The sequence below is a fragment of the Pseudidiomarina terrestris genome, assembly GCF_030466405.1.
GTDB classification, from domain to species: Bacteria; Pseudomonadota; Gammaproteobacteria; order Enterobacterales; family Alteromonadaceae; genus Pseudidiomarina; species Pseudidiomarina terrestris.
Genome location: NZ_JAGGJF010000001.1, coordinates 1 through 19,227, shown reverse-complemented (window position 1 = coordinate 19,227; position 19,227 = coordinate 1). Strand labels below are relative to the sequence as shown.

Annotated in this window: 17 protein-coding genes; 13 read left to right on the top strand and 4 right to left on the bottom strand. The window is 54.3% G+C overall.

The features are described 5' to 3' along the window. Positions 1–143: 143 nt before the first annotated feature. Entirely contained in the window at positions 144–1,778 is a 1,635-nt protein-coding gene (locus J6J34_RS00085) for a M28 family metallopeptidase (RefSeq protein WP_301719853.1), read from the top strand. A gap of 77 nt (positions 1,779–1,855) precedes the next feature. On the opposite strand, the gene J6J34_RS00080 is transcribed toward J6J34_RS00085, so the two are convergent. Continuing rightward, complete coding sequence (locus tag J6J34_RS00080; RefSeq protein ID WP_301898270.1) at positions 1,856–4,222, bottom strand: zinc-dependent metalloprotease; 2,367 nt, start codon at positions 4,220–4,222, stop codon at positions 1,856–1,858. A 38-nt stretch (positions 4,223–4,260) separates the two neighbouring features. On the opposite strand from J6J34_RS00080, the gene J6J34_RS00075 reads away from it, so the two are divergent. Next, positions 4,261–4,713, top strand: coding sequence for an HIT domain-containing protein (locus J6J34_RS00075; RefSeq protein WP_301719855.1), 453 nt, complete (start codon positions 4,261–4,263; stop codon positions 4,711–4,713). Here J6J34_RS00075 and fldB read toward each other — a convergent pair. Then, positions 4,710–5,234: a flavodoxin FldB gene (fldB, locus tag J6J34_RS00070; RefSeq protein WP_301898269.1), complete on the bottom strand. Its 525-nt coding sequence runs from the start codon at positions 5,232–5,234 to the stop codon at positions 4,710–4,712. The genes J6J34_RS00075 and fldB overlap by 4 nt on opposite strands. Positions 5,235–5,400: 166 nt before the next feature. On the opposite strand from fldB, the gene J6J34_RS00065 reads away from it, so the two are divergent. Continuing rightward, positions 5,401–5,679 (top strand): YfcL family protein, encoded by a 279-nt coding sequence (locus J6J34_RS00065; protein ID WP_301898268.1) that lies wholly within the window; start codon positions 5,401–5,403, stop codon positions 5,677–5,679. 7 nt (positions 5,680–5,686) lie between these two features. Here the strand turns inward: J6J34_RS00065 and mnmC are convergent, their stop codons facing one another. Continuing rightward, positions 5,687–7,531, bottom strand: coding sequence for a bifunctional tRNA (5-methylaminomethyl-2-thiouridine)(34)-methyltransferase MnmC2/FAD-dependent 5-carboxymethylaminomethyl-2-thiouridine(34) oxidoreductase MnmC1 (gene mnmC, locus J6J34_RS00060; protein ID WP_301898267.1), 1,845 nt, complete (start codon positions 7,529–7,531; stop codon positions 5,687–5,689). A gap of 134 nt (positions 7,532–7,665) precedes the next feature. Here mnmC and fabB point away from each other — a divergent pair, with 134 nt between their 5' ends. From fabB to purF, 10 genes are all read left to right on the top strand, one after another. Continuing rightward, positions 7,666–8,877: a beta-ketoacyl-ACP synthase I gene (gene fabB / locus J6J34_RS00055; protein ID WP_301719859.1), complete on the top strand. Its 1,212-nt coding sequence runs from the start codon at positions 7,666–7,668 to the stop codon at positions 8,875–8,877. 116 nt (positions 8,878–8,993) lie between these two features. Continuing rightward, positions 8,994–10,175: a 4-phosphoerythronate dehydrogenase gene (locus tag J6J34_RS00050; protein WP_301898266.1), complete on the top strand. Its 1,182-nt coding sequence runs from the start codon at positions 8,994–8,996 to the stop codon at positions 10,173–10,175. Between the two features lie 2 nt (positions 10,176–10,177). Then, positions 10,178–11,194, top strand: a complete 1,017-nt coding sequence (locus tag J6J34_RS00045; RefSeq protein WP_301835830.1) for an aspartate-semialdehyde dehydrogenase — start codon at positions 10,178–10,180, stop codon at positions 11,192–11,194. Positions 11,195–11,251: 57 nt separating this feature from the next. Then, positions 11,252–13,315, top strand: a complete 2,064-nt coding sequence (locus J6J34_RS00040) for a FimV/HubP family polar landmark protein (protein ID WP_301898533.1) — start codon at positions 11,252–11,254, stop codon at positions 13,313–13,315. Then, the gene (gene truA, locus J6J34_RS00035; RefSeq protein ID WP_301898265.1) at positions 13,312–14,121 is read left to right on the top strand and encodes a tRNA pseudouridine(38-40) synthase TruA; all 810 of its coding nucleotides are present in this window, start codon (positions 13,312–13,314) and stop codon (positions 14,119–14,121) included. The genes J6J34_RS00040 and truA overlap by 4 nt, the downstream gene beginning before the upstream one ends. Positions 14,122–14,223: 102 nt before the next feature. Continuing rightward, positions 14,224–15,087, top strand: coding sequence for an acetyl-CoA carboxylase, carboxyltransferase subunit beta (gene accD, locus J6J34_RS00030; RefSeq protein WP_301719864.1), 864 nt, complete (start codon positions 14,224–14,226; stop codon positions 15,085–15,087). Between the two features lie 8 nt (positions 15,088–15,095). Further along, the gene (folC, locus tag J6J34_RS00025; protein WP_301898264.1) at positions 15,096–16,364 is read left to right on the top strand and encodes a bifunctional tetrahydrofolate synthase/dihydrofolate synthase; all 1,269 of its coding nucleotides are present in this window, start codon (positions 15,096–15,098) and stop codon (positions 16,362–16,364) included. Positions 16,365–16,366: 2 nt separating this feature from the next. Further along, positions 16,367–16,939 (top strand): SPOR domain-containing protein, encoded by a 573-nt coding sequence (locus J6J34_RS00020; protein WP_301898263.1) that lies wholly within the window; start codon positions 16,367–16,369, stop codon positions 16,937–16,939. Between the two features lie 78 nt (positions 16,940–17,017). Continuing rightward, positions 17,018–17,503, top strand: coding sequence for a CvpA family protein (locus tag J6J34_RS00015; protein ID WP_301835822.1), 486 nt, complete (start codon positions 17,018–17,020; stop codon positions 17,501–17,503). Positions 17,504–17,523: 20 nt separating this feature from the next. Then, positions 17,524–19,044: an amidophosphoribosyltransferase gene (gene purF, locus J6J34_RS00010; protein WP_301719868.1), complete on the top strand. Its 1,521-nt coding sequence runs from the start codon at positions 17,524–17,526 to the stop codon at positions 19,042–19,044. 86 nt (positions 19,045–19,130) lie between these two features. Here the strand turns inward: purF and J6J34_RS00005 are convergent. Further along, on the bottom strand, positions 19,131–19,227 hold a 97-nt coding region (locus J6J34_RS00005), incomplete at its 5' end, for an IS3 family transposase (protein ID WP_301774300.1).

Genomic DNA, 19,227 nt, shown 5'->3' with positions numbered 1-19,227 from the left:
CGTATGTAATGTTATAATATAACATATTCAGACAGGTTCAAGGGTTTTGAAACAATCCATTACAAAGCTTTGCAACATTCACTCGTTTCTGCTGTTGAGCTTGGTTAGAATCATTTTTTTAGACTGTTGAAATAGGAAGATTTATGCGAATTCGTACGTTAGTGGGTGTAGCGCTCTTGTCGACGGGCCTGCTGGCCTGCACCGAGCAAGCAGCTGCACCCGCGCATGCAGCCGTCAGCGCTGATGCTAAAACCCTGCAGGCGCACCTGGAATTTTTGGCCAGTGATGCGCTGGAAGGACGCGACACGGGAAGTCGGGGACATGAAATCGCCGCGCAGTATATTGTCTCGGAATTTAAAGCTCTGGGCCTTCAACCTGCGGGTGACGATGGTACCTATTACCAACGGATTAAGTTCCGCCGTAGCAGTCTGAAAGAGGGAAGTGCCAACTTCATTGTTGATACGGGCGCGGAACAAGTTGAATTAGAATTCGGCAAAGAGTTCCTGATGGGACCCAGTGCGTACGCCGAAAAAAGTGAAGTAACAGCACCTGTCGTCTTTGTCGGTTACGGTCTGGTCTCAGAAGAGTTTGGCCTTAATGATTACGCCAATGTCGATGTTGATGGCAAAATTGTGGTCATGTTAAGTGGCCGCCCAGCTGATTTACCGAGCGAAGAAGGTGCGCACCTGAATAGCAGCAAAACTCGCTTTGCCGCGGAGCGTGGTGCGGTTGGAGTTATCTCCTTGCATACACCGGCGCGGGAAGAAGTTCGGCCGTTTAAGGTCAGTGCAATGTATCAGCGCGCACCCAGTGTGACCTGGTTGAGTCCCGATGGTGAACCAAACCTGGCTTACAAAAATATCGTCGGTAGTGCTTACCTTGATTACCAGGCCGCGGAGCCTTTGTTCGCCAATGCCGCAATTAGCCTTGATGAAATCTTCGCGCAACTGGAAAAAGAAGAGCAACCCAAGCCTTTCGAACTTGCTGTTGCAGTGACGATGAGCCGGGCGTCTGAACATGAAGAAATCAGCAGCCCTAACGTGGCCGGGATCCTGCCAGGTAGTGATCCTGACCTGAAAGATGAGTTCGTGCTGTACACCGCGCACTCCGATCACATCGGCATGACGCAGGACCTTAGCCAGGATGATCACATCAACAACGGTGCGATGGACAACGCCAGTGGCGTAAGCGTGTTACTGGAAACTGCGCGTATGTTTGTCGAGGCGGAACAAGCACCCAAGCGTTCGATTTTATTCTTATCAGTGACTGCTGAGGAACGCGGCTTGTTAGGAGCGGACTACTTTGCCCACTTCCCTACGGTGCCATTGCAACAGATCGTTGCCAATGTGAATCTGGATATGCCGGTCTTGTTGTATGACTTTGCCGACGTCATCGCCTTTGGCTCAACCCATTCAACTTTAGGTGAGTCGGTTGCTGAAGCTGCGGGCCAATATGGTATTGAGCTGAGCGAAGATCCTATGCCTGAGCAAGCCATCTTTACCCGTTCAGATCACTATCCTTTTGTTAAAAAAGGTGTGCCTGCGGTCTTCCTGATGACGGGCTTTACCGCCAAAGGAGAAGAAGAGAACGGCGGCGAAATATGGGGCCAGTTTTTTGCTGAGCATTATCACCGCCCAAGCGATGAAACCAGCTTACCCATCAATTATCAGGCCGGTGTGGTATTTACCAATATTAATTATGAAATCGGTAAAACCATTGCTAACGACCCTGATCGCCCGCGCTGGTTGCCGGATTCATTCTTTGCTGACCTCGATTAACTGGTAGTGAAAGCAGCTAAACAAAAACAGCGCCATCTGGCGCTGTTTTTGTTTGTGTCAAAGCAACCCGAAGGCCATTAAATCGGTGAACCGGGTGGCAGTGCTGGTGCGCCTTTGAGGGGCCATGTGCCATCGTCCATCAGTTGCTTGATGGCGGTCAGAGCTAAGCTGCGGGCGGCGCTATCCGAAGCTGCTTGCCAGGCGCGCTGTTCACTCTCAATAAAGTGTAACACCCGGCCTTTCAGCACCGGACTCAGCGGTCGTTGATACAGCTCTGCTACCGCCGTTAAGGCTTCAAAAGCAACGCGCTCAGCAAGTGTTGTGGCAACGCCACTGCGGGCCGGTGTAATGGCCGTGCGGGTAATGGTAGCGAATACTGCGGCCACGTCTGGCAGCTCCGGATTATGCTGATGCTGCTGGGCCAGACGCTCAAGGCGCTCAGGGTGCAGCAGTAGCTGTAAGCTAAAGCGCGCAGCACTGGCGGCCATGGTTTCTGGGTCCGGAATAAGGCCGGTGTTGCCGGCGAAATTCTCACGTGTGCTACCACTACCGTAGGCAAACGGCAGCAACACCTCGCGGACGCTGGCCGGTAGTGCCAGTTGCTCGGCACTAAAGGTTTGCGCCAGAACTTTAAGAGCTCGTTGTTGCTGGGCTGCATTGACGGGACGGCGAATGACTTCGGCATCGCCTTTAACCGCGTAACGATAGTGTTCGCCAGCTATCATTTTCACCGCTGCTTCTGTCTGGTAGCGATGCAACAGGTAGGCTGGCACAAGAATAGCGCGTAGATCGCTGACCGGCATTCCACTTTTGAGATTCGCTAAGCCGAATTGTTGCAGCGCGGTCTGACGCACCGCCAGTACCCGTTCAAGTTCAGCAACCGCGTCGCTGCCATTGTCCCATAAGTGGGCATCAGGGTGAGCACCACCAACTGGCCGCGCGTCGGGGTCTGAAATAAAGCTCAGGCCCAGCTCCTTGTTCTCGGCAATGATGCGGGCCAGCTGTCGACCACCTTCGCCATAGCCGTAACGAATAACCTGTTTATCCCAGAGACCAATTCCTTCTGCATAAGCGTTGGCCAGAGTGAGGTTGCCGGTGTCCGTGGCAATACTGATCAGTGGGTGCGGATAATCCATGACTGAGGCGCGGTCATCGGCACTGGCAGCAAAATTATGCGCGATGCCTAGGGTGTGACCGACTTCATGGGCAGATAACTGACGGATCCGTGCCAGCGCCATTGCTTCAATGTCAGCAACCAGCGCTTGCTGTTGTTCCTCGCTGAGGTTCTCTGCATAGGGCGCCAGTAAGCTCTGGGCAATCAGCATATCCTGACGCACTCGCAGCGAACCGAGGGTGACGTGCCCCTTTAAGATTTCACCAGTGCGTGGGTCGATGACCGACGAGCCATAAGACCAGCCGCGCGTAGCTCGGTGGACCCACTGAATCACGTTATAGCGGATGTCCATCGGGTCTGCGCCAGCAGGTAACTCTTTGACCTCATAGCCATTCGGATGACCGGCAGCGGCAAAGGCGTCCTGCCACCAGCGTGCGCCTTCAAGCAATGCACTACGGACCGGCTCAGGTACACCTGGGTCAAGGTAATAGGTAATGGTTTCGCCTTTCGCTAAGCGGTGGCGGGGGATGTACTTGACCGCCATTGACTCGCCCAGCGGCGCTGCGTAGTCCCGGTGTTCCTCTGCCCAGAAGCCGCTTTGCGGATGAAATTCGCGGGTGGCGTAACTTTCATCTGGCAATCGGATAAACGAATGATGCAGGTGCAAGGTCAGGTGGTCGGCATCAGGAGCAACCTGACGCACGTAAGCGCCTTTGCCCTGGCCGCTGAAGGTGACTTTCGCTTCGAGCTCGGTATTGTCCTGAAAAGCTTTACTGCGGGCCGGGTAAATGACGCTGCGATCGGCGGCGACTTTGTAGCTGCCTTGCTGCGTTTGCGCCAGTCGCTCGACCACGCCATGGGTATCACTAAGTAAAAAAGGCGTGTAATCAATGATGACGGCCTGCTCATCCGCTGCCACTACGGTAAAGCCCGCAATCACCGAGTCGGCAAAGGCTTCATCGATGCTGGCACGTTCCGCGGCGTTGCTTGAACTGGCGCGGAAATAGGTATTATGGTGAACGAGAAGGGCTTTATTCCCCTGCACGGTGAAACTGGCCAGGCGGGTCGAGCCCAGTTGACCGCGGTCCAGGCCAATATCGTTAGACCCAAGCCCCCAGGGTAAGCTGGTTTGAAAAATGAACTGTTGTTCATTGCGGGGAATCTTCAGATAATAATGGCCGGTGTCCTGCTGATGATAGAAGGTAAAGAAGCCAGTGTGCGCTTCCATTTCGGCCGTATAGTCGCTGATCGGTGGCAAGGCTTCAGCATGAGCGGTGAAGCTACACCAGCTGATAACTGAGAACACAAGTGCCAACATGAGCTTTTTCATGAGGGTATCCTTATTACAGAAACTTAAATGGGTCATCCATGCGTTATAACAAACCTGGCAGTGAAAGTAACCCGTTCGTGCTGGATCAGCGGCTAGCGCACGATTGTTTGCGACTAGGGGCGATGCAGTTATCGGAAGTGCTGTTATTCGATGACAGTCGCTACGACTGGTTGGTGCTGGTGCCAAAGGTTGCGGACGTGGTGGAGTTCCTGGATTTACCTGCCGCGCAGCAGCAACAGCTGGCGCTCGAGATTCAGCACGTAAGTCAGAAGTTGAAGCAGTGGCGGCCACAGGCCAAGCTCAACGTCGGGGCGTTGGGGAACGTGGTGTCGCAGTTGCATGTCCACTTGCTGTTGCGCGAGCCTGGCGACCCAGCCTGGCCCGGTCCGGTGTGGGGACATTCCGCTGCGCTACGACATACCGGGCAACATGCGCAAGAGCGCTGTGCCGTATGGCGCCAGCGTCTCGGTTTGACGGGTGAAAGTGACTAGCTAACTTCCGCGTATTCTTGATGCAGTTGCGCCACCCACTGCTGAATGCGCTCTTCGCTCAAGTCATACTGGGTGTCCTCATCAAGGGCCAGGCCGACAAAAAACTCACCGTCCGGCGTCAACGCTTTCGAGGCGGCAAAGTCATAGCCCTGATTAGGCCAGAAGCCAATGCGGGTTGCGCCACTGGCGGCGAGCTCGTCGTGCAACATGCCTAAGGCATCCTGAAACCAGTCGGTGTAGCCGACCTGGTCGCCCATACCGAAGAGAGCGACAACTTTCCCCGCTAAGTCCAGCTCGCTGATTTCGTCCCAACGGCTTTCCCAGTCTTCCTGAATTTCGCCAAAATCCCAGGTCGAAAGACCGAAAATAAGGTTGTCGAACTGCTCGGCTTCTTTAAGCGGGACATCTTTGATATTAAATAACTCAACCTGTCCTGGCGGGAACTGGGCTTGAATTTTTTCTGCTGCGATTTCTGTAAAGCAGGTGGTGGAACCGTAAAACAGGCCTATTTTGTCGGTCATGTCGCTAACCTTTATCTCGTAGCTTGGCGTGGCATAAATCGTTGCACTAGTGTACCAGAAAGCCTCGGTTTTGTGGTATTCTGCCGCGCCATTTCTTGATGAGCATGTTGATGAACATGACGTCGGTGAAGATGAAGCATACAGACGCGCTTTAGTGAGGTAGAACGTGCAGAACGAGAAGTTTGATCAGTTTATTGAGCAGTTAGAGCAGGTTTTTGACCAGGCAGTACACGATGGTGATGACGACGAGCTTTTTGCCAGTGGTTATCTGCGAGGCCATTTTGATCTGGTGGTGGCGCAGCTGGAACTGCATGACCGGGCTGAACCTGCCGCAGTACTGCCAAGCCTTAAGGCAGCGTTGGACGAAACCAAACACGAGTTAAGCCCCGCAGATCAACAGCATATCGCTAATATGGTGGCGAAGTTAGAGACGGCTGCGAGTTAGCGTCTGCTTACTCATTACGCAAACGCTGTGGCTGCAGACGCTGCCACAGCTGTGCTGGCAAAGGCAACGGCCGCTGCAATAATGCGGCGGTGAGCGCATTTGCCGCCAACGGCGCGGCGGTAAAGCCACGCGATCCCAGTCCGCCGAGCACCCAGAGCCCCTCTTCAAGCTCGCCTACCAGCGGTAAATGATCTCTGGTGGTGTTACGAATGGCGGCCCGGTTGGCAACCGGCTCAAGCTCTTGAGGCCAGTGCAAGGGCGCCAGGTTATCCTGCAAATTGCTAAGGTTCTCCTGTTCATCCGCTGTGCGGGTACTGAGGTCTTCGCTATCGCGCGCGTAAGTCGCCCCGACACAATGCAGGCCGGCAACAGCAGGGGTAAAATAGCCTTTGTAACACACCACCAGAGGGCACTCCGCTGAAACCGCGTTGGCTTTCACCTGAGTGACCTGGCCCCGCACGTTCTGCAGCTTAACAGCAAAGGGTTCAAGCAAGTGTTTCAGATTGGCGCCGCAGGCCAGCACCACCCGCGAGCGGTGCTCCACCTGACCGTCGGCGAATTCCAGTTGCCATTGGCCATCAGCAGCGCTACTTCTGCTGATGCATTGCAGCACGGCGCCTTGGTGTACGAGATGATTGGCCAGTAGCTGGCTCACCACCTGTCTGGGCGACAACCAGCCGCCGCTGGGGTAGTACAAACTGGGGCAGGGAGGTAGGGCTTGCCAAAGTTGCTGAGTCTCTGCGCTGGTTTGTGCCCGAACCAGGGCGGTATCGTAGCCCGGGCCTCCGGACGCTGAATCCTGACTAATTTTATTATAACGTTGCTGGCGTGCGTCCGTGTAGGCCAACTGCACCACCCCAACCGGGTGCCAGAGCGCGGGTGTCTGTTGCTGATAGAAGCCCGTGGCATAGCCGAAGGCCATGCAGAAGTAATCGGCCAGAGGACTGCGCTCGGCATGCAGCAAGGGGTACACCGCGCCTTGTGGATTACCGGAGGCGGCATCCGCAACGGCAGTGCTGAAGATTTCTGTGCTGACACCTGCCTGGCTAAGCTCGTGCGCGACACAGGCCGCGGCGATACCGGCGCCGATAATAGTTACGGCTTCGGTCTGCGGCGGTTGCGGGCGCGCAGCAACCTTGGGCAGCTGACCGCACAGCATCTCGCGTTTACGGCCGAAGCCTTTAACTTTAGCGACTTCAAACCCAGCCTGCTGCAAGCCCCGACGAACACTGCCCGCTGCGGTAAAGGTGGCAAAGGTGGCTCCGGCAACACAACTGGTGGCCATTGCCGCATAAAGTTCTGGCTGCCACATATCTGGATTTTTATCCGGCGCGAAGCCATCCAGAAACCATGCGTCAACGCTGTCCGCAGCATGAGGAAGCCAGGCCGGGAGCTGCTGGTGAATATCACCGATCCACAGATCCAGAATAATCCTGCCATTGGCCAGATGGCGACGATGGCAGCCGGGTTCTGCCGGAGGGTAGAGCTCGATAAGCTCTGCCGCCGGTTCGCTCAACTGCGGAAACGCGGCCAGCGCCCGTGCCAGATCGACCGGCGTTAAAGGATGCTTTTCGAAGGAGATAAAATGTAAGGTTGCGTCGGCGGGGGCATGCTGCAGGAACTGCTCCCAGCAGACCAGCAGATTGAGGCCGGTGCCAAAACCACTTTCAGCAATCACAAAAGGCCGTTCGCGTTCAAGTTGCCAGCGGGTCAGTAGATCATTATGCTGAATAAAGACGTAATTACTTTCGGCGAGACCGTTTTCATTGTTAAAGTAGATGTCATCGAATACCGTGGCAACGGGTAAACCAAATTCATTAAACGTAACTTGAGCGTGAGTAGGGTTGGTCACAGAGTAATCTCGAACTTCGACGATGAAGAATACGCAATAGTGTAACAATTTTTACTTAATATTGCGGAAAGCAGACCACTTTTTTGCAGAACTAAGCTAACATACACCTGCGCTCAGCAAGACAGGAAACTAGAATGAGAAGAGCAGTGATAACCGGTATCGGCATCGTGTCGAGTATCGGCGTGAACCAAAAAGAAGTACTTGAATCTCTGAAAGCCGGACGTTCAGGTATTGAATATTCTCAAGAATTTGCCGATATGGGCTTGCGTTGTCAGGTCTGGGGACCCGTCCGTGCAAATCCAGCGGACCACATTGACCGTAAAGCGTTACGCTTTATGGGGGACTCTGCAGCCTATGCCTACATGGCTATGGCGCAAGCAGTTGAGGATGCAGGTCTGGACGAGTCGCAGGTGTCAAATCCGCGTACGGGTCTGGTAGTGGGTTCTGGTGGCGCTTCTGGCGAGCATCAGGTCGCTGCAGCGGATACCTTGCGTGAGAAAGGCGTTAAGCGCGTTGGCCCTTACATGGTCCCACGCTGCATGGCCTCTACCACTTCTGCGTGCCTTGCTACACCTTTTAAAATCAAAGGCGTGAACTACTCCATCAGCTCTGCTTGCGCGACCTCTGCACATTGTATCGGTCATGCGCTGGAACTGATTCAGCTGGGTAAACAAGACCGTGTCTTTGCCGGTGGTGGTGAAGAGCTGCACTGGACGCTGGGCATGGAATTTGATGCCATGGGCGCATTGAGCACTAAGTACAACGATACGCCGAGTAAAGCGTCGCGTACTTACGACACTGACCGCGATGGTTTCGTACCCGCCGGCGGTGGCGGTATCGTGGTGATTGAAGAGCTTGAAACAGCGCTGGCTCGCGGCGCCAAAATCTACGGCGAAATCGTTGGTTACGGCGCGACTTCAGATGGCTACGACATGGTCGCTCCATCGGGTGAAGGCGCGATCCGCTGCATGCAAATGGCGATGGAAACTGTGGATACCCCTGTCGACTACCTCAACACTCATGGCACCAGTACGCCGGTGGGTGATACCAAAGAGCTGGAAGCCATCCGGGAAGTTTTCCCTGAGCAGACACCTATGATCAGTGCGACCAAAGCAATGACAGGTCACTCCTTAGGTGCTGCTGGTGTTCACGAAGCCATCTATTCATTGTTAATGTTAGAGTATGGTTTTGTCGCGCCATCGATTAATGTTGATAACCTCGACCCAGGCGCCGAGGGCATGAACATTATCACCGAAATGAAGCCGGTAGAGCTGACCACAGTGATGTCGAACAGCTTCGGTTTTGGTGGCACCAATGCCACTCTGGTGATGCGTAAATACAAGTAAAGCAAAGGTTTAGGCTTCGGCTTACTTTGTAAATTAAGCTCGATTTCCGTTGAAAAAGGTGCGCTACGGCGCGCCTTTTTGTATGCTTAGGCTTTGGACTTTAGCCGTTGGATGCCATGTACCTACTCGCCGATGCCAATTTACCGGAATTAGACTCGCTGGTTGCTGTGGTCGCCCGCCAAAGTGGCATTGCGCTGCAACTGGAGCGGTTTGGTGGCCGTTTACCCAGTGCCGAACAACTGGCACGAGCGGAGGCGATGTTTATTCGCTCGGTGACCAAAGTCGATGCACAACTGCTGGCGCAAGCGCCCAAGCTACGCTGGCTGGGTAGCGCCACTATCGGCACGGATCACGTCGACCAGGCGGCAGTGCAGGCCGCAGGACTAAGTTTTCACAGCACTCCCGGGGTGAACGCCAATGCGGTTGGCGATTATGTGGCCAGTGCAGCGGCAGCGCTGGCGCTGCAACGCGGTGGCTTGCCCGAGGGTGAGGTGGCCATTGTCGGAGCTGGCAATACCGGACGGGCGGCGGGACAACGACTTGCCGGCTTAGGGCTAAGCGTGCATTACTACGATCCGCCCCTCCTCGAGCAGGGCTCAAGTACCCTGGCTGTACACGACGACTGGCAACGCGTGCTGAACTCGCAAATGATCAGTTGTCATGTGCCACTGCAGCGTGAAGGACCTCACCCGACCTGGCATATGTTTGACGCTGAGGCGTTGGCTCAGCTGGCGCCGGGCACCTGGCTTATCAATGCCAGCCGTGGACCAGTGATTGCGGAACAAGCTTTGTTAAACCGGCTGCAACAGCAGTCTGACTTAGACGTGGTACTTGATGTCTGGGAACATGAGCCACAGATCTCAGCGGCGTTGTTACCCTATCTGCAATTGGCCACGCCTCATATCGCCGGGCATAGCCTGGCGGGTAAACTTGGCGGCAGTTGGCAACTGCTGAATAAGTGGTTGACGGATCAGCAGCTGAGCTTACAATTGCCGTCATTGGCAACGTTGCTGGGCCGTTATCCGCAAGGCCAGATCCAGGGCTTGCGGGCTGACAAGGCGCCAGACTGGCAGCAGCTGGCGCACTGGATTTTGCGCTGTTACGATATCCGTAAGGACGATGCAGCGTTACGGGCAGTGCCTTGTACTCCAGCTGAGTTTGATGCACTGCGGGCACAGTATGCGGTACGCAGCGAACTTAATCAGCTACACTTAAGCACAGGTGATTGGGCAGACTCTGTCGCCTGGCAACAACGACTCGCCCAACTAACATTTCAGACGGCAACACAAGAGGAGTAAGCATGTCACGAGCATTTAATGTTGCGGTACTTGGCGCGACTGGATTAGTCGGTCAACACATGATCGAATTACTGGAATCCCGCAAATTTCCGGTGGCGCAGCTCTTCCCATTAGCCAGCAGCCGTTCTGCCGGTTCGACCATTAAATTTCGTGGCGAAGACGTCGAAGTGCTGGACGCGGATAGCTTTGACTGGACCCAGGTCGAATTGGGGTTCTTCTCAGCTGGCGGAAGTATCTCCCGTGAATTTGCGCCACGCGCTGCAGAAGCCGGCTGCATTGTCATTGATAACACCTCGGAATTTCGCTACGAAGAAGACGTTCCACTGGTTGTGCCTGAGGTAAATGCCCACGCGCTGGCTGACTTTCGCAATCGCAACATCATTGCCAATCCGAATTGCTCGACCATCCAGATGCTGGTGGCACTTAAGCCCATTTATGACGCTGTTGGTATTGAACGGATTAATGTGGCGACCTATCAGTCCGTTTCGGGTGCGGGCAAGGAAGCGATGGATGCCCTGGCGCAGCAAACAGCGCAACTGATGAACGGCCGGCCGTTGGAAAGCGATTATTTCGCGCGGCAGATGGCGTTTAACTGCATACCGCAAATTGACGTATTTATGGACAATGACTACACCAAAGAAGAAATGAAAATGGTGTGGGAAACACAAAAAATCTTTGCCGATCCCGATATTCGGGTGAACGCCACTGCCGTTCGCGTACCGGTTTTTTTCGGGCATGCTGAGGCGGTTCACATTGAGACACAACAGCCTATTGATGCATTGCAGGCTAAAGAATTATTGCGCCAGGCGCCCGGTGTTGTGCTGTTTGACGACAATGCGGACTATCCGACCCAGGTGAGCCACGCCACCGGGCATGACGAAGTATTTGTCGGCCGCGTGCGCAACGATATTTCTCATCCGCAAGGGCTGAATTTGTGGGTGGTTGCCGATAACGTCCGCAAAGGCGCAGCGACCAATAGTATTCAAATTGCTGAACATTTGATAAACGACTATATTTGAATAGGTTTTTGACCTTTTTCGGATTCGATAATGACAGCTAGAAAGGATGGACACGTGATGACACGGATTATTATGGCTGCAGTTTTGGCAGTTCTTGTTGCGGTTTCCGCGACTGCTATGGCACAGCAGGGCTCGCGTGCATCACGTTGGCAACCTGATCAGTTCGGTCCGATTGTCCCTACCGACACCATGTGGAGCATAGCGACCTACTATGGTCGACAACGCGGCGTCAGTCTGTTTGAAATGATGGATGCCATTGTCGCGGCAAATCCACGCGCCTTCCGTGATAATCGACCGGACTTCATGTACACCGGTTTTTACCTGGACATCCCGGCGCTCGGCGAGCAGACGGCCGGTGAAACCACACCTAAGGCATCATTGCCAGCTGATAAAACCGCAGACACAGCCACAACCGATTCGACGTCTGAGGCCGCCGCAGAGCAGGCCGCTTCCACAGCACCAACCCGCACCGCTGCCGCCGATGAGACACCCGTCACCGGCGCCGAGGTTGAAGGTCAAATCGCAATCTCAGTTTCTGAAATGCAGGCCCTGCGCGGCCAGTTGTCAGAGTCCATAGATTTAATTGAGAATCTGCAAAGTGAGAACACTGATCTGCAGCAACGGCTGGAAGCTGTCACCCGCGAATTACGCGTGTTGCGCCAACGCGCCGCTGACGAACAGCGTGCCTCAGCAGAAATGGAAAGTATTGCGCAAGAGCTCAATGCAGAGGGGACTCAGGAGCTGACTGCTGAGGGCGTAGCGCAGCAACCCAGTGAGGTGAACCCTGGCATGGCCGCAGAAGAAGCGGAAATGACAGCAGCGCAGCCGACTGACGCTGAAGTGCCTGGCTACACTGAACAGGTGACTGAAGTTACTGAGAGCGCAGCTGAAGCCGACCAAACTGCAGTGGATACCTCCACAGCGGAACGTCCGGTCGCGACTCAGTCTGAACCGCAGCCAGTGGCAACGCGCTCCAGCAAGCAGCAGAGCTGGATGGACTGGTTATTAAAACCGCTGCATCTGGGCGGCCTGGCGTTGCTACTGATCCTGCTGTTGGGTGGCTTGTGGTATTTCGCTTATGTGCGTCGTCTGGAACGGGAGATCGGCACTGAGCCAGCGCTAGAAAAGGATTCTGCAGTGCCGCCTGCAGTGTCAGGCACACCAGAGCCAGCAGCTGAATCTGCAACCATAGAAGATCGGGCTGCCACGCCAGATACTATCGAGGAAACTGAGTTAGCAGCTGCAGCAGAGACGACAACCCGCCCGGCCAGCGAAGCAACCGAAGTAACAGAAGCAACAGACGAACCTGCTGAGGATGTTAGCGGAAAAGTGAGTGATGAAGTATCCGAGCGTACCGATAAAACCAGCTCGGAATGGCAAGAGGAAGCGCTCGAACCCGTCACATCTGACGATGACGATGTCGAAGATGTCGAAGTTTCGGATGTCGATCTGGATGCTTATCTGCGCGAACATGCCGATGACGAGCCGGCTCCCGATACCTCAGCAGATGACGAGGATGTGGATCCTATTTCGAAACAAGTGGATGAGTTACTCGCGTTTGAACCGAGTTCACCAGAGGACGATGAAACCGCAGTTCCACTTGAACCTGAAGATGTAAGTGAATACCGCGTCGTTGAGCAAACTGACACTGATACAGCAGACTCCTTTGGCGGACTGCGCTTAGATGATGACATGACCACCTCAGCGGCGCCGGAGCAGAAACCAGCGGCTGACAGTGACACCGAAACGCCAGTCACAAAGAACAAGAAAACCGACACGGCGGATGCGGATGATGATTACTTGTCGATTGACGCGCTGATGGAAGAGGCCGATACCGAGGCCAGCGAAGAGCAGGTTGACCCTTACGATAAGGACAAGATCAATGATGCTCTGGCCGGAGACCATGACGGCGATCACGATTACGATCTGTCCACAGAAGCCATGCTGGATGAAAGTAAATCACCCGCTGCCCGCCTGGATTTGGCGCAAGTCTATATCGATATGGGTGAAGTGGACGATGCCCGCGACCTGCTTGAAGGCATTCAGGGCTGCGGCGATGAGGAAGCAGAGCAAGAAGCGACTGCATTATTAAAAAAATTAAGTGAACAGGGCGGGCGATGAGTAGTACGCGCTTTGCGCTTGGTATTGAATACGACGGCAGTAACTATTTTGGCTGGCAACGACAACGGGAAGTGACCTGCGTTCAGGAGGTGCTTGAACGGGCGCTTAGCAAAGTTGCTAACCAGCCGATCGAAGTGGTCTGTGCCGGACGTACAGATGCAGGCGTGCATGCCACCGGACAGGTGGTGCACTTTGACAGTAACGAAGCACGCACGCCAGCGGCCTGGACCATGGGTGTGAACAGTAATTTGCCAGCAGATGTGGCGGTGCGCTGGGTGCATCAAGTTGATAATGATTTTAGCGCGCGCTTCAGCGCCACCGGCCGGCGTTACCGTTACATTATCTGCAATACCCGGTTGCGTCCGGCGATCCTGGGTCGTGGGGTGAGCCATTACCACTTTGATCTTGATGTCCAGCGCATGCACGATGCGGCACAGGCGCTACTCGGCGAGAATGATTTTAGTGCTTTTCGCGCAGCGCAATGTCAGTCCAACTCACCCAATCGCTGTGTCACCCACATTGACGTCAGTGGCCACGGTGATTTTGTGGTCATCGATATCGCCGCCAATGCTTTTTTACACCATATGGTGCGCAATATTGTCGGTACGTTGCTGGAAGTAGGGCGCGGCGAACAACCCGTGTCCTGGCCGGGAGAGTTACTTATGCAGCGCGATCGCACGCTCGCCGCAGCGACGGCAAAAGCTGCAGGCTTGTATTTAGTGCAGGTCGATTATCCGGCCCAGTATGCACTTCCAAAGTGTCCTGCCGGGCCTCTATGGCTGCCCGAAAACGCTCCCGGAAGCTGACTAATAAGACCACTTTTTACTGCAAGATAAGGTCGTAGTGTGCTTTAATACAGGGAGTTCAGGCAATTTGCCCCAACAACCAATTGAGATGAATGAAACGATATGAGCTGGATTGAGCGAATTCTTGCAAAGCCCAAAAGCGGTAAACGTCGCAATATTCCCGAGGGAGTATGGGCGAAATGCAGTAGTTGCGATGCCATCATTTATAGCGCAGATCTGGAACGCAACCTGCATGTGTGCACTAAGTGTGATCACCACATGCGTATGTCAGCGCGTCGCCGCCTGGACAGTTTTCTGGATAATGGCAGCGGTAGTGAAATTGGTGCCGAACTTGAGCCAAAAGATATCCTGAAGTTCCGTGACTCAAAGAAATACAAAGATCGTATCGCTGCAGCACAAAAAGCGACCGGTGAAAAAGACGCTTTGGTCGCGCAAAAAGGTAAGCTCAAGGGCATGCCTGTTGTTGCCGTTGCTTTTGAATTTGAATTCATGGGCGGGTCAATGGCCTCTGTGGTGGGCGCGCGCTTTGTCAAAGCGGCCGAGGTTTGTTTGCGTGAACGTATTCCACTGATTTGTTTTTCTGCGTCGGGCGGAGCCCGCATGCAGGAAGCCTTAATGTCCCTCATGCAGATGGCGAAAACATCAGCAGCGCTGGCACGAATGAGCGAAGAGGGCTTACCTTTTATCTCAGTACTGACCGATCCCACTATGGGCGGCGTATCGGCCAGTCTTGCCATGCTTGGTGACGTGAATATTGCCGAGCCGAAAGCTTTGATTGGTTTCGCCGGACCACGGGTTATTCAACAAACCGTGCGTGAGACACTGCCCGAAGGCTTTCAGCGGGCGGAGTTTTTACTCGACCATGGCGCTGTCGATATGATTGTTGACCGTCGCCAGATGCGCAATCGTATTGCATCCTTGTTGGCTAAGTTCCAACATCATGCGCCGGTGGCCGACGAATACTAATCCAACCTATGAACGCTACTGTATCCGCACCTTCATCGACAGCCGGGCTAGACGCCTGGCTGCGTTATTTAGAGGCCTTGCATCCAAGCGAAATTGAGCTCGGTCTTGAACGCGTAGAACGGGTCAGACAGCGGCTCGCCATTGACCCAGCTCCAGCACAGGTGATCACCGTTGCCGGAACGAATGGTAAAGGGTCAACGGTGCGCTACCTGGAAACCATGCTGCGTGCTGCCGGCTATCGCACCGGGGTCTATATCTCTCCACACCTGCGCGTCTACGAAGAGCGCGTGCGCGTCAATGGCGTGCAGCTCGACGCGGGCGAGCATGTCCGCGCCTTTCAGGCCGTTGAACAAGCTCGGCAGGATACCTCCCTGACCTATTTCGAGTTTGGCACACTGGCGGCATTCTGGCTTATGCAACAACACGCGCTGGATGTCTGGATTCTGGAAGTGGGTCTGGGCGGTCGGCTCGACGCGGTAAACTGTATTGACCCGGACGTCGGCATTGTCACGTCCGTGGGTATTGACCACATCGGTTTTCTCGGTGATGACCGCACAGGTATTGCGCGGGAAAAGGCAGGTATTTTTCGTCCCGGTAAGGCTGCGGTCATTGGTGAGCCCGATTTCCCCGCAGAAGTGTTCAGCGCGTTGGCGGCGCGTGACATTCATCCCGTCCGGGTAGGAACTGATTTTGATTACCAACTGGCAGCAGATGGGCAAAGCTGGCGCTTCAGTGGCCGCCACAGCCAGTTGCACGACTTACCCCTACCCAGTTTACCTCTGCCTAATGCCGCGACTGCTCTGATGGCCCTGGAGCTGTTACCGTTGCCCGTGTCCGAGCAGGCGCTACGGCAAGGTTTGCTGCGCGCCAGTGAAGCGGGGCGCTTACAGTTTGTCGCCGGGGAGCCTGATTATCTGTTGGATGTTGCGCATAATCCACATGCGGCGGCATTTCTGGCGAACTATCTGCAGCAACGATTCCCGCAGCGTCCGGTTTTCGCTGTGGTGGGTATGCTGAAAGATAAAGATATTCCCGGTACCCTCGCGGAACTTACGCCGGTGGTAGAGCGTTGGTTTGTCGCTGACCTGGAAGCTCCGCGTGGTGCTGCGGCGGCGGAGTTAGCGGCCGCACTGCCTGGGGCATCGGTGCACGAATTCCCGGCGGTGACTGCGGCTTTTCAGGCCGCATGTCAGGCTGCGCGCGAATCTGACTCGCAACCCCTAGTATTGGTGTGCGGGTCGTTCTACACTGTGGCTAAAATCCCCGAAGCGGAGTAAGCATGGCATCGCAATTACAGAACCGGATTGTTGGCACTATTATATTGGTCGCTCTGGCGGTGATTATTTTGCCCGAGCTGCTGGATGGCAAACAGGTTCGGCAACAGCAAGATTTTGAAGCGATGCCACTGCAGCCGGAGACGGACGTGATCGAACAGCAAGTGACCTTGCCGGCGGCCGAACTCGAGGGCACAGCAATTGAGGTTTCCCCGGCAAGTACTGAGACTGTGACGGAAACGGCTGATGCCGCGCCGGCACTGGATGAGACAGCCGTTGCAGAACGCGAAGCCAATGCCGCTCAGACGCAACCGACCCCAAGCTCAGAGTCATTACAAGAACCGGGCTGGGTCATCCAGCTGGGCGCCTTTGGTAACGCCGAATCTGTTGACCAGCTCATCCAGCAGCTGCAACAGCAAGGCTTTGCTGCTTACCGTGAGCCCGTGCAGGTGCAAGGCAAAACCTTAACCCGACTGCTGGTCGGTCCCGCACTGTCGCAAAGCGAACTTGAACAACAACTCCCCGAGCTTAAGCAGCTTACCGGCCTGGAGGGGCGGGTGGTGCGATTCGAACCGTAAAGCTGAATAAAAAGTGGCGTTTTTTTCGCTGGTTTCTGATAAACTGCGCGCGTCTTCAACAGCCTTGGGATAGCCCTTATGGTCTGGATTGATTATGCCATTCTAATTGTGATTTCGCTGTCGACACTGGTGAGTCTGGTGCGCGGCTTCGTGAAAGAAGCCATGTCGCTAGCCGTTTGGGTCGCCGCATTCTTTATTGCCAGCTGGTACTATGAAGATCTCGCCAGTTGGTTTACCCGTCTTGATGATCCTATGGTGCGTAACGCCGTCGCTGCGTTAGCGCTCTTTGTCAGTACCCTAATTGTCGGTGCCGTCGTGAACTACGTGCTGGGCCAACTGGTCCATAAGACCGGGTTGACCGGCACGGATCGCATTCTCGGGGGTGTCTTCGGAGCCCTGCGCGGGGTGCTGATTGTCAGCGCGTTACTGTTCTTTATGGATAGTTTTACCGGTCTGGCCGGCGCCGAATGGTGGCAACAGTCCTTGCTGATACCGCATTTCGGTATTTTCATCCAATGGTTTTTTGAATATTTTGAGCAAACTTCGAGTTTTCTCCCCAACTAAGCAAATGAGGTTGTCGTAGCATGTGTGGCATTGTGGGTATAGTGGGTAAAGATCCGGTCAACCAGGCCTTGTATGACAGTCTGACGATGTTACAACATCGCGGACAGGATGCGGCAGGGATCATGACCGTTCATAACAATACACTGCGTTTGCGCAAGGCGAATGGATTGGTGCGAGATGTTTTTCATACGCGTCACATGCATCGCTTAGCCGGTCGCGTGGGTATTGGGCATGTGCGTTACCCCACCGCTGGTAGCTCGAGTTCAGCAGAAGCTCAGCCGTTTTATGTGAACTCGCCGTTTGGTATTGCAATGGCGCATAATGGCAACCTGACCAATGCAGAACAATTGCAGGAGCAGTTGTTTGCTAAGGCGCGTCGGCACATTAATACCACCTCGGATTCCGAGATCCTATTGAACATTTTTGCGCATGAACTTTATCAGCAGCAAAGTCTGCAACTGACGCCGGACGATGTGTTTGCAACCGTCAGCCGGGTACACCGTCAGATCCGCGGTGCTTACGCGGTTGTGGCAATGATTATTGGCCACGGCGTGGTGGCCTTCCGTGACCCATGGGGCATCCGCCCGCTGGTGTTAGGTCAGCGTGAAACCGCCAATGGTAACGAGTATATTGTTGCCTCTGAGAGCGTGGCTATTGATGGTACAGGCTTCAAGTACGTGCGCGATGTGGAGCCAGGCGAAGCTATTTATATCACCGAAGATGGTGAGCTTTACTCGCGTCAGTGCGCGGACAACCCGCAACACGTGCCATGTATTTTCGAATACGTCTATTTTGCGCGGCCAGACTCCTTTATCGATAAGATTTCAGTTTACGCATCACGTGTAAATATGGGCCGTAAGTTAGGTGAGAAGATCAAACGTGATTACGCTGATCTGGATATTGACGTGGTGATTCCAATTCCAGAAACCAGCTGTGATATTGCACTGGAAATGGCGAACGTACTCGGCCTGCCGTATCGGCAAGGTTTTGTAAAAAATCGCTACATCGGTCGCACCTTCATTATGCCGGGTCAAACCCTTCGCCGTAAAGCGGTCCGCCGCAAGCTGAATGCCATTGGCGCTGAATTCCGTGGTAAAAATGTGCTCTTAGTCGACGACTCTATTGTGCGCGGCACGACGTCCGAACAAATCATCGAAATGGCACGTGAAGCCGGCGCGAATAAGGTTTATTTTGCCTCAGCTGCACCTGAAATCCGGTTCCCGAATGTTTATGGCATCGATATGCCAAGCGCCAACGAACTCATTGGTCATGGTCGTGAAGCCTCAGAAATCAACGCGTTGATCAAAGCTGATGGTCTTATCTATCAGGACCTGACCGATCTGCTCGCTGCGGTCCAGGAAGAGAATCCGTCGATCACGCAGTTTGAAAGCTCAGTCTTTAACGGCGAGTACATCACCGGTGATATTAACCAGGGCTATCTGGATCGTCTGGATGCAGCGCGTAATGATGTTGCCCGTAATGCTCAGGGCGATACTGAAGACGCGAATCTGGAGATGCACAACGAGGATGAAGACGATTAGGTCGTAGGCACCTAACGACGCTCTAATCGGAAACGCAATAAAAAAGCCCGCGGTAATGAAGTGACCCCATAAAGTTGGACTCATTTCTAAGCGGCTTCCAAGGTCTGGGTTCGATATTCAATCGGACTCAGGCCTTTTAGTTTGAGCTTAATACGTTTGGTGTTGTAATAATCGATGTATTCT